Origin of the sequence: Halocynthiibacter namhaensis (genome assembly GCF_000812685.1) — a bacterium.
Lineage (GTDB): Bacteria > Pseudomonadota > Alphaproteobacteria > Rhodobacterales > Rhodobacteraceae > Halocynthiibacter > Halocynthiibacter namhaensis.
Window position 1 is genome coordinate 17005 of record NZ_JWIF01000058.1, and the last position, 13518, is coordinate 30522.

At 53.9% G+C, this 13518-nt stretch carries 10 protein-coding genes; all 10 read right to left on the bottom strand.

What is annotated here, in order from left to right:
• Positions 1-147: 147 nt before the first annotated feature.
• Complete coding sequence (gene glyS / locus RJ38_RS11330) at positions 148-2406, bottom strand: glycine--tRNA ligase subunit beta (RefSeq protein WP_039018994.1); 2259 nt, start codon at positions 2404-2406, stop codon at positions 148-150.
• 1 nt (position 2407) lies between these two features.
• Positions 2408-2950 (bottom strand): DUF6446 family protein, encoded by a 543-nt coding sequence (locus tag RJ38_RS11335; protein WP_039018995.1) that lies wholly within the window; start codon positions 2948-2950, stop codon positions 2408-2410.
• Between the two features lie 164 nt (positions 2951-3114).
• Positions 3115-3555 carry a thiol-disulfide oxidoreductase DCC family protein gene (locus RJ38_RS11340; RefSeq protein WP_039018996.1) on the bottom strand — a complete coding sequence of 147 codons (441 nt, stop codon included), beginning with the start codon at positions 3553-3555 and terminating at the stop codon, positions 3115-3117.
• Positions 3556-3644: 89 nt separating this feature from the next.
• Entirely contained in the window at positions 3645-4226 is a 582-nt protein-coding gene (locus tag RJ38_RS11345) for a hypothetical protein (RefSeq protein WP_039018997.1), read from the bottom strand.
• Positions 4227-4276: 50 nt separating this feature from the next.
• On the bottom strand, positions 4277-6256 hold the full coding sequence (gene rpoD, locus RJ38_RS11350; RefSeq protein ID WP_039018998.1) for an RNA polymerase sigma factor RpoD: 1980 nt from the start codon (positions 6254-6256) through the stop codon (positions 4277-4279).
• Positions 6257-6411: 155 nt separating this feature from the next.
• A complete protein-coding gene (dnaG, locus tag RJ38_RS11355) occupies positions 6412-8379 on the bottom strand; it encodes a DNA primase (protein WP_039018999.1) in 1968 nt (655 codons plus the stop codon).
• 70 nt (positions 8380-8449) lie between these two features.
• Entirely contained in the window at positions 8450-8992 is a 543-nt protein-coding gene (locus RJ38_RS11360) for a sarcosine oxidase subunit gamma (RefSeq protein ID WP_039019000.1), read from the bottom strand.
• Positions 8985-11930: a sarcosine oxidase subunit alpha family protein gene (locus RJ38_RS11365; protein ID WP_039019001.1), complete on the bottom strand. Its 2946-nt coding sequence runs from the start codon at positions 11928-11930 to the stop codon at positions 8985-8987. Before RJ38_RS11365 ends, RJ38_RS11360 begins: the two co-directional genes overlap by 8 nt.
• The gene (locus tag RJ38_RS11370) at positions 11920-12201 is read right to left on the bottom strand and encodes a sarcosine oxidase subunit delta (protein WP_039019002.1); all 282 of its coding nucleotides are present in this window, start codon (positions 12199-12201) and stop codon (positions 11920-11922) included. The genes RJ38_RS11365 and RJ38_RS11370 overlap by 11 nt, the downstream gene beginning before the upstream one ends.
• Positions 12202-12213: 12 nt before the next feature.
• Positions 12214-13467 carry a sarcosine oxidase subunit beta family protein gene (locus RJ38_RS11375; protein WP_039019003.1) on the bottom strand — a complete coding sequence of 418 codons (1254 nt, stop codon included), beginning with the start codon at positions 13465-13467 and terminating at the stop codon, positions 12214-12216.
• Positions 13468-13518: the final 51 nt, after the last annotated feature.

Consider the following 13518-nt stretch of genomic DNA (forward strand, 5'->3'; position numbering starts at 1 on the left):
TTCTGCTTCAATGCAGCATAGCGCGTTTATGACATCTGACAAGCAATGCATCATCGGTGGCGGTTTTTCTGACGAAAAACCGGAGGGGGCCAGCCCCCATCCATCACAGATGGATCCCCCCGGAGTATTTAGGGCAAGATGAAAGGGTTACCCTTCCACCTTTGTCAGGTCGGCAACGGACAAGCAGATCACACGGATGCGCGACAGGAGGTTCAGACGGTTGCGGCGGATGATTTCGCTTTCCGCGTTGATTTGAACCGCGTCAAAGAATGCATCAATCGGTGCACGCAGGGTCGCCATTTCAGCCATGGCCGCTGCGAAATCTTCTGATTTCATGGCTGGGGCGATTTTGGCTTCTGCTGCATCAAGGGCTGCAAACAATGCTTTTTCGCTGTCGTCTTCCGCGAATTTCACATCCGCCCCGTAGGAATATTCGACGCCGTCTTTTTCTTCCGCCTGGGTCAGGATGTTGTTCGCGCGCTTAAAGCCTTGGAGCAGATTTTCGCCGTCGTCCGTGGCCAGCAATGCGGAAAGCGCCTTGGCCCGATTGACCAGCAGGACAAGGTCATCGTTGCCGCCCATCGCGAGGCAAGCGTCGATCACGTCATGGCGCACACCTTGATCTTTGAGGAAGACTTTCAGGCGGTCATGGAAGAAGGACATGAGATGAGAGATTGCGACTGTTGCATTTACAATTGCAGCATCTGCGAGATTGTTCACAAAATCCTTTCCGTCAACCTTAGACTTAGTATCCAGAACAGCTTGGGAGGCGACACTTGACGCTTCACTTGGCAGGTCATCCACGGCAGATTGGAGTATTTCCATCCTCCGAGAAACTTCATTACCAGAAATAAACCCAGTCAGACGCGCATTGTGTTTAAACACAACATCCGCCATCTCCAGCCGCACCCCATTCTCCAAAACCAACCTAATCACTCCCAATGCCGCGCGGCGCAGGGCGAAGGGGTCTTTGGAGCCTGTGGGTTTTTCGTCAATCGCCCAGAAACCTGTCAGAAGGTCGAGCTTATCGGCCAGCGCCACGGTGACGGACACGGGCGATGTTGGCACGTCATCTGAGGGGCCAAGGGGGGAATAATGCGCTTCAGCTGCTTCGGCCACATCCGCAGGCAGGCCCGCGGCATTGGCGTAATAACGGCCCATAAGCCCTTGAAGTTCCGGGAACTCATAGACCATCTCAGATGACAGATCCGCTTTGGCCACATGCGCTGCCTGTTCGGCCAGATCCGCATCGGCACCCACAACTGGGGCCAGTTCACGGGCCAAAGCCGCAATGCGATCAATGCGTTCTTTTTGTGAGCCAAGTTTATTGTGGAAGGTCACGTTGGAGAGGCTGTCCAGCCATGGATCCATCCCAGTTTTCGCGACGCGCAGATCGTTTTCCCAGAAGAATTTCGCATCACTTAGACGTGCGAACAGAACCTTTTGGTTGCCCGCCAAAATGGTCGCGCCATTGTCAGCCGTTTCGCGGTTGGCAACGGTGATGAATTTCACGATTTTGCCCGATTGTGGATCGCGCACAGAGAAGAACTTTTGGTGTTCTTTCATCGAGGTTTGCAGAACCTCTGGCGGCAGTTCCATGAAATCGTCCGCAATGTCGCCCATCAAGACAACGGGCCATTCGACAAGACCCGCGACCTCAGCCAGAAGGCCGGGGTCATCAACCACTTCAAGCCCCTGTGCAAAGGCCTGGTTGGTGGCGTCTTGCCAGATGATTTCCTGACGCTCGGCCGCCTCTAGGATCACATGCGCGGCTTTAAGCTTGGTTGAATAGTCGTCAAAACCGGTCACCGAAAACGCGCCAGGGGCCATGAAACGGTGGCCATGGGTGCTGTCACCGGACGTGATGCCTTCGATGTCCATCGGCACGACGGTTGCGCCGGCCTCGTCAGACAAAAGCGCAATGATGGAATGTAGCGGGCGCACCCATTTCAGTGACCCATTTCCAGGTTGGCCAACCCCACCCCAACGCATGGATTTTGACCATGGAAAATTGCGGATCGCCGCTTCCAGAACCTCTGCGATGATATCAGCAGCAGGGCGGCCCGGCTTAACGATTGTGGCAAAGTAGAACGCGCCTTTTTTCTCTTCGCGTTCGACCAGGTCTTCGCGTGCAACCCCTGCCCCACGCAGAAACCCTTCCAATGCTTTTTCCGGCGCGCCGACCTTCGGGCCGCGGCGTTCTTCACGCACTTCTGGGCTTTCAGCGAGCAGGCCATCAATCGTCAGAACCAAACGACGCGGTGTGGAAAATACACCAGCAGAGCCATAGGTCAGCCCCGCATCAACCAAACCATTGGTCACAAGCTTTTTCAGATCATCCGCAGCCTTGCCTTGCATACGCGCGGGGATTTCCTCGGAGAAAAGTTCAATCAGAAGATCAGGCATATCAGTTGCTTTCGGTGTTTGTATTGGTGTCGCGTGGCGGGCAATGTTCGGGCATGGGTTTGCCATTGTGGAAGACTTCTTCGCCGCAGATGTTCATCTGATGCCAAACGAAACCGCGCCCGTCATCCATCACGGCAACGATACGGTCAAAGCCCCAGACGACGTTTTCCTCGCCCATAAAGGCGATGGCTTCATTGGCTTCGATCGCAGCGCCCAGAGCTTTCGCATCAAAACAATCAAACCACTCAGGGGCGACGTGTGGTGCCGCATTCTCATAGGTGACATAGGTTTCGGTCATCATGGCTTGGCTTTGGGGCGTGGTGAAACAGGCGCGATATCCCAAGGGCGACGTTTCAGAGGCAATGCCCTGGAAATCATCGACGATGATCGGCTCAGGTGTTTCGGAAACCAATGTGGTCACAGAGACCTCGTCCCCCACCGGCGCCGTAATTTCCTGATAATAAACATGCACCTGCAGATAATACAGCAGAGTTCCGGCGATCAATGCGCTCACGATAATCAACCCCGCAAGAAATTTGCCCATGTTTGACGTCTCCGATAGTGCCAGTGTCCCATCGCGCGACCCTTAGCGTTCACAGGCATATACCCTTTCACAGCGCGGAGAAACAAGGGGGTTGAAACCCATCTGGTCAGTTTACGGCTACGCCCGATCTGCGGCCCATACCTCGGTCCGCCCAAGATCACGTATCAATCGTTTAATCCGCCGTCCAAAAATCTGCTGCGCAAGGCGTCATCCGGCATCATGCACTGATCATGACGCCCCCAAATACGATAGCGATTGCGCGCGATGCGGCTGTAAAGCGGGTTCTTCAACCAGTGCGGCACATGAAGGATCAGCGCAAAAATGCGCCACGGCCCTCCCAATTCGCGCATGACCGCGGCGAAGGCATCGGCTTTCTGAAACACCTGGCCCCGCACAATCACAAGGTTGGTTTCATAGTCATCCGTGGGCAGGTTCAGCGATTGATACAGCCCCTCGCCCAAGTCAGATTGCGCAATAATAAAGCGAAACTGTTGAGACTTGTCGTGCTTTAAAACAAAGTGAAAAAACCGCGAACACAACACACATTCACCGTCAAAAACGATGATTGGGTTGTCGGGGAGGTTGAAGGTGTGAGGGAGATCCATGAGGCCGAGTTAGTAGATTATGTGTTGGCGTGCAACCAAGAATTACAGTCCCCTAGAGGGATGCCGAACTATACGATACCGAGCATTACTTAATCCGTACCCTCCACATATTTGTTCAAAACTGAGTACCCCCCATGAGTTATTGCTTCCGCTTCATCGATCCCTGCGGCTTCTAGTAACATTGACCATAACCTCTTTTCATCCATATCGCAGCGCATGACAAAATCCTTATTTACGGCTTCCTCCCAAGTGAAGCGAAGGGCACCAAAAACATCCGGCTCCTCGTCATGCTTCTCGACACGGCTCACGATTTCCGGCTTACCATGTGCCAAGGTGTTTCTTAGCTTCTTGAGTTTCAGAATAGTTTGCAACGGCCGATCACCGCGACATAAGCCAATCCCCAAATGTACGTTCAAGAGTTCTATTTTTTCTTCCAAGTTTGCTTTTTCAGGCCAACCTTCTCCGAATACTTTTTGGCCAATAAAATTAACGCGTGCTTCGACGGTAAATGCCACAAACACAAGGCACGCCATCATCGTATGATATACACCTGTGGTTTCCGCACTCTCAAACTGATCATTCATCCGGTTTTGCAAAGTGAACGAGCAGCCGGATAGCACATTGTGAATATACCTCTCAGCTTCAAGGTGGACCTCAACCTTTTTCGTCATAATTCGGTTCCTCAAATAAAAAACGCCCCCTTGCGGAGGCGTTCTCAAAATTACTGATCTAGGAAGCTGCGAAGCTTGCGGCTTCGGCTGGGGTGTTTCAGCTTCCGCAGCGCCTTCGCCTCGATCTGGCGAATACGTTCCCGTGTCACGCTGAACTGTTGCCCCACCTCTTCCAAGGTGTGGTCGGTGTTCATGCCGATACCAAAGCGCATCCGCAAGACACGTTCTTCACGTGGGGTCAGCGATGATAGAACCCGCGTTGTGGTTTCTTTGAGGTTTTCTTGAATGGCGCTGTCCAAAGGCAGTGTCGCATTCTTATCCTCAATGAAATCACCAAGTTGGCTGTCTTCCTCGTCACCAATTGGGGTCTCAAGGGAAATAGGCTCTTTGGCGATTTTCATCACTTTGCGCACTTTTTCCAAAGGCATTTGCAGTTTTTCTGCCAATTCCTCAGGTGTTGGTTCGCGGCCAATTTCATGCAGCATCTGACGACCAGTGCGCACAAGTTTGTTGATCGTTTCGATCATATGCACAGGGATACGGATGGTGCGGGCCTGATCCGCGATGGAACGGGTGATTGCCTGACGGATCCACCACGTCGCATAGGTCGAGAATTTATAACCGCGACGGTATTCAAATTTATCCACCGCCTTCATCAGGCCGATGTTGCCTTCCTGAATAAGATCAAGGAATTGCAGACCGCGGTTTGTATATTTCTTCGCGATGGAAATAACCAAACGCAGATTGGCTTCGACCATTTCTTTCTTGGCCTGACGGGCTTCTTTTTCGCCCTTCTGAACCTGCTGCACAATGCGGCGATATTCAGGAATATCCAGACCAACATATTGGCCCACCTGCGCCATGTCGCCGCGCAATTCTTCAATTTTACCTTTGGAACGTTCCATCAGCGCCTGCCAACCACGACCCGGCTTTTCAGACATCTCGTCCAGCCAGGTCGGATCAAGTTCGCGGCCACGATACGCTTCGATGAACTCACGACGGTTGATGCGCGCCTGATCTGCCAATTTCACAAGATTGCTGTCGATGGACATGATGCGACGGTTGATGCCGTACAACTGGTCAATCAGCGCTTCGATACGACCATTGTGAAGGTGCAATTCGTTCACCAGCTCAACGATTTCAGACCGCAGTTTCTGGTATTTCGCCTCATCCTTGTCAGAAAAACTTTCGTCCTCGTTCAAGGTCGCAGAAATCCGCAAATCTTGCATATCTGACAGCAAGGCAAAGTCACGCGCGATCAGGTCGAGAGTTTCCAGAACCTTCGGCTTCAGCGCGGCTTCCATCGCGGCCAAAGACATATTTGCCTGTTCATCTTCATCGTCATCATCGTCGTTGTTGATGATCGGGTTGCCGTCAGCGTCAACTTCTGGCTGGGCTTCTTTCTTTTCAGGGGTAACGCCACCCACGACAACGGGCGCAACAACGGGTTCCACCTCATCTTCGCCCATATGGTCGCCAAATGTGGTTTCCAAATCGATAACGTCACGCAGAAGAATGTCTTCTGACAAAAGCTCGTCACGCCAAATTGTGATCGCTTGGAACGTCAGCGGGCTTTCACAAAGCCCCAAGATCATCGTCTTGCGGCCGGCCTCGATGCGTTTCGCAATCGCGATCTCGCCTTCGCGTGACAACAACTCAACAGAGCCCATTTCGCGCAGATACATGCGGACAGGATCGTCGGTGCGATCCAGTTTCTCGGTGCCGGTTTCCGCCAGTGCAACTTCACGATTGCCCGCAGCGGCCACCAAATCAGTGGTGCCTTTGTCTTCTTCTTCCTCTTCGTCCTCGATGATGTTGATGCCCATTTCGGACAACATCGACATCACGTCTTCGATTTGTTCGGAAGAGACCTGCTCAGGTGGCAAAACCTGGTTCAGCTGGTCGTAAGTGATATAGCCCTTTTCGCGCGCCTCAGCGATCATCTTTTTGACGGCAGCCTGGCTCATATCAAGTGTATGTGCGTTTTCTTTGTCTGCTGACTTTTGGTCGTTGGTGTCTTTAGCGGCCATGGGGGCTCCTGAAAGTGCTGTGAACGCAAAAACGGCCCAGTGGGAAGGCCGTCGGCGCGATCAAACGATTCGCTTGTTCCGAATCAAACCTGTGACGCGGTGATTCGCAAGGTGTTTACTGTGATTCTTTTACGTCTTCGTAACCACAGCGTGCTTTAGTTGCGTTTTTGCGGGCCTTCAAAGCGGATATTGGCAAAAAGAGCGTCGCGTTCTTTCAGCTCATCCTTCGAAAGTTCCAAGCCATTGTCGGCCCGATAGTATTCTGTGCTGTCTTCCGTATCTCCGCGCGCGGCCCTGTTCACTTCCTCAGTTGCCTGACCAAGGCGCCATGTCAGCCCCTCCCCGATGGTATCCACAAGGACATCCTCACGGGCCTCTGCAAGTTCCAATTCATGACCCTGTTGTGCCAATAGTTTTGCCAATTCCTGTTCAAAAGCGGCGGCCAGATCATGAGATTCATTTTTCTCAACCAATCGGATCGCCATTAGAACTTGGGGATAGGCCGTCTGAGGTTCAAGGGGCTCGGGGTTCACAGCGTTGCTAATTTCATTTGAAAACGCCTCTGGGTCATCGATGAAATCTGCCGCATAGCGCAAAATCGCATCCTTAAGATGCCTGTGGAACACGTCGTTGCAATCGCGCCGTTCCAATTGCGCCATGTGTTTCACGACCAAATCTGGGCGTTTCAAAGCAACCGAAAAAACAAAGGCTTCGCGGATCAAAATTGCAAAGGCCGGGGCGTTTTTCGTCGCGAGTTTGCTGTCTTTTGTGCCGGTCGACGCAGATACGTTCTTTGCAGCACCCATTCGAAAAATGTTATTTTCAAATGCCTTACGGACAGGGCGAAACAGATCCCAACGGCGATCACGCAGCTCTTTACTGTAATGATAGCGAATGTTTTCATCCGCGATTTTGGCCACCGCATCGGCGAAAGACTTATCCAAAGCGGCCTTGCGTTCGGGGCTGTCAAAAACCTTGCCTTCGACCTCGCGCTGCCACAGCAAACTGACCATGGGCTTGGCCGTATCGATGAGATGCTGCATCGCGCCTGGCCCCTGCGCCTTCAACAGATCATCAGGGTCCTGGCCTTCGGGCATAACCGAAAACCGCAGACTTTTGCCCGCCTCCAGCACCGGCAAAGCCAGATCGACAAGGCGCATGGCCGCACGTTGACCAGCGGTATCCCCATCCATCGTGATCACGGGTTCAGGCGAAATGCGCCAAAGCATTTGCAACTGGTTCTCAGTGATCGCGGTGCCAAGCGGGGCAACACAGGCCCCAAATCCGGCCTCAGACAGGGCGATCACGTCCATGTAACCTTCGGCAACGATCAAAGGTTGCCCCTTGCCCGCCGCTTCGCGTGCCGCCTTGACGTTGAACAGGCTGCGGCCCTTATCGAACAGGATCGTTTCCGGTGAATTCAAATACTTAGCGCGTGCATTTGGGTCCATTGCACGGCCACCAAAGGCAATCGCAAAACCGCGATGGTCGCGGATGGGAAAGATAATCCGCCCACGAAAACGGTCATAAGGCGCACCACCATCATCCGGGCGCGCACATAGGCCAGCATCGATAATCAGCTGATCATCGATCCCCTTATCACGCAGATGTTGCAACATGGATTGGCGTGCATCCGGGGCATATCCGATCTCCCAACGGTCCTGCGCGTCTTGGCTAAGGCCTCGTTTTTCGAGGTATTCACGCGCGGCAGCCCCTTGATTTGTGCGCAACTGCAAGCGAAAGAACTGAACAGCTTGTTCCATCACAGTCATCAAAACCGTGCGCCGGTCCGCTTTTTCTTGGGCGCGGGGATCACGTTCAGGCATGGTCATGCCGGCTTCACGCGCGAGGATCTCGACCGCTTCCATGAAGCTTACATTTTCGGTTTCACGCACAAAAGAAATCGCATCGCCCTTGGCGTGGCAGCCAAAGCAGTAATAAAACCCCTTGCGGTCATCCACATGAAAAGACGCACTTTTTTCCTGATGGAAAGGGCATGGCGCCCACATATCACCCTTGCCCTGATTGGATTTGCGCGCATCCCACATGACTTTACGCCCAACCACTTGGCTAAGCGAACTTCGTGTGCGCAGTTCTTCGAGAAATCCGGGGGGGAGGCTCATGGCAGATCAAAATCCGAGGCAGTTACAGCCCCGGATTATGTTATGTTTCAGCAAGCGACGCAACCACGCTTCAAGCGCGCGCGGCAATTGCTTTCATCGTTTCGGTCAGATCATGCACGGCGGTCTTGGCAAAACTGCGCATGACCATGATTTGAAAACCATCGTCCATCCGCGTGACCGACACCATCATATGCTGCATTTCCGTACGGACCGTATCACCCGGTTTAAAGGCTGCATCACGCAGATCCACCGGGCAAAGACGCGCAAGCACGTCAACTGCCGCGTCTCCGCGCAAAGACATCACAGCCCAAGCATCGGATTGATCCGTCAATGCCCCCTCAGCCGAAAGGCCGTCTGGCAGTTCCACTCCAAGGATGAAACACTGTCCCCGTCCCGTCCAGATGGCCTGCACATCACCTGACGCGCTGGTCTCATTCGGGCCAGGAAAAGCCACGCCACAGGCAGCTTTCAACGCCTTGGATGCCGTTTTTTCGCGCCCTTTCCAGGGCATGAAAGATGTCATCCGGTCGACGGCGGTTTCCGTAAGTGTCAGGCTTCCGATGGTCTGTGGCAACAAGCCGTCACAGGGTGTTTTTGCAATGTAATCAGCCACGTGCGCGCCCTCCTTCTGGATCAAACACGACGGGTTCAACGACCTCAACCGTGGTAATGATGTCGCGTAAACGGTCAATGAATTGGATCTGTTCGCCAATGCGCGCCCGACCATTGACCAAGAACCCCATGCCAAGGAAGCATTCAAGCGAGGTCGAATAGCCCACGGATGTGACATAACCTTGGCTGTTGTCCGCCGTGAGCGCGTCGCCCTTGGTGAAGAGATGCGCCCCGGAACTGAGTTGTTGCGCGCCATCAAGCGGTTTCAAACCCACCAGTTGTTCCCGTTCATCAAGGTTTAAACCAGGCCGTTGCGACGCCGTTTTACCGATGCAATCTTTCTTGGCAGACACCATACGACCCATACCAATGTCGAAAGCAGTGACACGCCCGTGGATCTCGGCGTGGGTGATAAAGCCCTTCTCGATCCGTAGAACGTTCAAGGCCTCCATCCCGTAGACACCACCGCCAAGCGTTTCCGCACGGCTGACCAAATCGCGGAACAAAGCGTCGCCATAACGCGATGGCACGGCGATTTCATAAGCATGCTCACCCGAGAAACTGATGCGGAACAAACGCCCGTTGACGCCAGACAAACTGACTTCACCGCAAGCCATGAAGGGCCAGCTTTCGTTGTCAATTTTTTCGTCCAAGATGCTGTTCAGCAGTTCACGCGACTTCGGCCCTGCAACGGCGAATTGCGCCCATTGTTCGGTGGTCGAAATCATGCGCACATCCATGTCGGTGCAATGCACCTGATGCACGAATTCCAGGTGTTTCATCACCTGCCCCGCCGCCGCCGTTGTGGTGGTCATCACATAGTGATTTTCCCCCATACGTGCGGTGGTGCCGTCATCCATCACGTGACCATCTTCACGCAGCATCAACCCGTAACGCACACGCCCAACCTTCAGGGTAGAGAACATGTTGATATAGACGAAATCAAGGAATTTACCGGCATCCGGGCCTTGAATATCGATCTTACCCAGGGTCGACACATCGGTCACGCCAACCGCGTTGCGCACCATGTTGACTTCGCGATCACAGCTGTCACGCCAGGTTTTCTCACCGGGACGTGGGTAATAACTGGGGCGATACCAAAGGCCCGCCTCAATCATCGGGGCGTTGCGGTCAACTGTTGCCTGATGGGATGTCACAAAACGTTCAGGCGCAAAGCCCTTGCCGCGCGCCCCTGCCCCCAATGCCGCCAAAGACACAGGCACATAGGGTGGACGGAAGGTGGTCGTACCGGTTGTCGGGATATCACGACCTGTGGCGTCGGCCAAAATCGCCAGCGCATTCACGTTGGAATTTTTGCCCTGATCCGGTGCCATACCCTGCGTGGTGTAACGCTTCATATGCTCAACGGATGCAAAGTTTTCCTTCGCCGCCTGACGCACATCCTTGGTGGACACATCGTTCTGAAAATCAAGCCAAGCGCGTTTGTAACCCTTGCTGATATGTGGCACTTCCCACAGACCTTCGATGTTATGCGCACCATCTTCGGCAGTGGGGATCACGGTGTCAGCCGATGTCAGACCAAGATCCAACAGGGCGGAAATCGCCTCTGCATGGGCATCTTCAAGCACAGCTTGCGTGCTGAATTTACCAGCAGCAGATCCAACAGCCTTCAGCCCTGGGACCATGTTATCAACAGGCAGGAAGCTTTGCGTGGCCTCATCCCAGGCGGGACGCCCGTTCATGTGACACATCATATGCACGGACGGGTTCCAACCCCCAGAAACGCCCAGACAGTCGACTTCAAACTTCTGATCACCCGATGCAGATTGCACAGTGATTTCCCGCAGACCACTGCGCCCACGGGTGTCAGAAACCATGCCGCCAGTGATGATTGGGAAGTCGCCTTCACCAGTTGCATCTTTGCGACTATCGATCATCGCGACGACATCAACGCCGGCGGATTTCAAGTCACGCGCGGTGCGCCAAGCGTTGTCATTATTGCCAAAGACCGCAACTTTCTGGCCTGCGGCAACGCCCCAACGGTTCAGATAACCGCGCACAGCGCCCGCCATCATAATGCCCGGACGGTCGTTGTTTGCAAAGGCAACGGAACGTTCCAAAGCGCCAGCAGCCAAGATCGCGCGTTTGGCAACAATGCGCCAGAAACATTCACGTGGCGTGTCATTTGATGGCGCGGCAACATGCTGCGCCACGCGTTCAAGCGCACCATAAGTGCCCTGATCAAACGCGCCGGTCACGGTCGTGCGGGTCATGACGCGCACATTGTCCATGCCCATCAGTTCCGCCGTCACATCCGCAGCCCAGACATGGCCCGGTTTGCCTTCGATTTCCTCGTCTTCCAGCAAAAGACGCCCGCCAAGACGTGCATCTTCATCGGCCAAAATCACATCCGCACCCGCGCGCGCAGCGGTCAAAGCCGCCATCAAGCCCGCAGGCCCGGCACCGATCACCAGCAAATCACAGAAAGCATAGGCCTTTTCATTGCGCGATGTGTCATGTTCGCCAGACAACGCACCAAGACCTGCGGCGCGACGGATCATCGGCTCCCACAGTTTTTCCCAAAGCGCACCAGGCCACATGAAGGTTTTATAGTAAAAACCAGCGCCAAAGAACGGCGCAAGCAAGTCATTCACCCCCATCAAATCACGATCAACAGAGGGCCAAGCGTTTTGCCCGCGCACTTGCAGGCCCTCAAAGATCTCCTGCGTCGTTGCACGCATATTTGGGTCTTGCGCTGCACCTGAATGCAAGGTCACCAGCGCGTTTGGCTCTTCGGACCCGGTGGTCATCACACCACGTGGACGGTGATATTTGAAGCTGCGCCCAAAGATCTTGCGACCCTCAGCCAATGCCGCAGATGCCACGGTATCTCCCTGAAAACCCTGAACCTTCTTGCCATCAAAGCTGAAAGAGATCGGGGTGGAACGGTCAATCAGACCCTTGCCATTAATCCGCATTTTTTGATCCTCGCTTCACATCTTCCGCAAGCTCAACGCCGTAGATCTCATGGGTCACGGTGTTGCGTTCAACCACAAGCCAGGCGCTACAGCCAGCTTCGTGGTGCCACAGGTCTTTGGTGCGACCTGCTGGGTTTTCGCGGTTGTGAATATAGTCATTCCAAGCCTCATCACCTGCATCAGGTGCTGGGCGGTTTAGGGCGATTGCGGCCCCTTGGTAATAAAATTCGCGCCGGTCGCGCTCCCCGCAGAGGGGACATTTGATACGCATTTTCTGCCCTCCTTAGTGCAGGTTGTGTTGGCTGCCAGAGCCTTCTTCATCCAAGATATTTTGCCCCGTGCGGAACCGATCAAGACGGAATTTCGCAGCCACGGGATGGGGTTCATCCTTTGCCATGAGATGGGCAAAACAATCGCCAGAGGCGGGCACAGCTTTGAAACCCCCATAATTCCAGCCGCAATTCAAATACAGACCTTCCACATGGGTTTTATCGATCACAGGCGATCCATCCGGCGACATATCCATGATACCGCCCCAAGATCGCAGCATTTTCGCCTTACCGATCATCGGCATAAGCGTCATCGCGGCTTCCACCACATGTTCAGTGGTCGGCAAGTTGCCGCGTTGGGCGTAACTTGCGTACATGTCGATGTCGCCACCGAACACAAGGCCACCCTTATCGGATTGACTGATATAGAAATGGCCCATGCCGAAGGTCACGACATTGTCCAAAACCGGCTTCAAACCCTCAGTCACGAAGGCTTGCAGCACGGTGCTTTCAATCGGCACCTGCATGCCCGCCATAGCCGCAACTTGACTGGAACGCCCGGCCACAACCATGCCAACTTTCTTGGCTTTGATCGGGCCTTTTGAGGTTTGCACGCCTTTGACAACGCCGTTTTCGATGTCGATTCCCGTAACTTCACAGTTCTGAATGATATCAACGCCGCGCTGATCCGCACCACGGGCATAGCCCCAAGCCACCGCATCATGGCGCGCTGTGCCGCCGCGTTTGTGATAAAGCGCACCATAAACAGGGAAGCGGATGTTGTCGTAGTCAAGATAGGGAACGATCTCGCGCACGCCTTGGCGATCCAGCAAGATCGCATCATCACCCTGGTTGATCATCATATTGCCACGCCGTGCAGCCGCATCACGCTGACCATCGGAATGGAACAGGTTAAGAATGCCACGCTGGGAATGCATCGCGTTATAGTTCAGGTCTTTTTCCATGCGTTCCCAAAGCTTTAGGGAATGGCTGTAAAATTCCGAATTGCCTTTCAGAAAGTAGTTCGCGCGCACAATCGTCGTGTTGCGCCCCACATTTCCGCCACCGATATAGCCTTTTTCAAGCACCGCGATGCGTTTGCCGCCGTATTTCGCAGCAAGGTGATAGGCCGTGGACAGGCCATGCCCGCCGCCGCCAATAATGATAATGTCATATTCGGCTTTTGGTTCCGGGCTACGCCAATGGGGTGTCCAACCTTTATTTCCGGTCAAACCCTCTTTCAAAACCTGCCATGCAGAAAAACGCATGAATCTTCTCCTTGATTTCGAAAGCAGGTAATCAGGCGACGCAGGGGGATG

Coding starts and splice junctions, on each gene's coding strand:
- glyS (WP_039018994.1), bottom strand. CDS start 2,406: ATGCCTGATCTTCTGATTGAACTTTTCTCCGAGGAAATCCCCGCGCGT.
- RJ38_RS11335 (WP_039018995.1), bottom strand. CDS start 2,950: ATGGGCAAATTTCTTGCGGGGTTGATTATCGTGAGCGCATTGATCGCC.
- RJ38_RS11340 (WP_039018996.1), bottom strand. CDS start 3,555: ATGGATCTCCCTCACACCTTCAACCTCCCCGACAACCCAATCATCGTT.
- RJ38_RS11345 (WP_039018997.1), bottom strand. CDS start 4,226: ATGACGAAAAAGGTTGAGGTCCACCTTGAAGCTGAGAGGTATATTCAC.
- rpoD (WP_039018998.1), bottom strand. CDS start 6,256: ATGGCCGCTAAAGACACCAACGACCAAAAGTCAGCAGACAAAGAAAAC.
- dnaG (WP_039018999.1), bottom strand. CDS start 8,379: ATGAGCCTCCCCCCCGGATTTCTCGAAGAACTGCGCACACGAAGTTCG.
- RJ38_RS11365 (WP_039019001.1), bottom strand. CDS start 11,930: ATGCGGATTAATGGCAAGGGTCTGATTGACCGTTCCACCCCGATCTCT.
- RJ38_RS11370 (WP_039019002.1), bottom strand. CDS start 12,201: ATGCGTATCAAATGTCCCCTCTGCGGGGAGCGCGACCGGCGCGAATTT.
- RJ38_RS11375 (WP_039019003.1), bottom strand. CDS start 13,467: ATGCGTTTTTCTGCATGGCAGGTTTTGAAAGAGGGTTTGACCGGAAAT.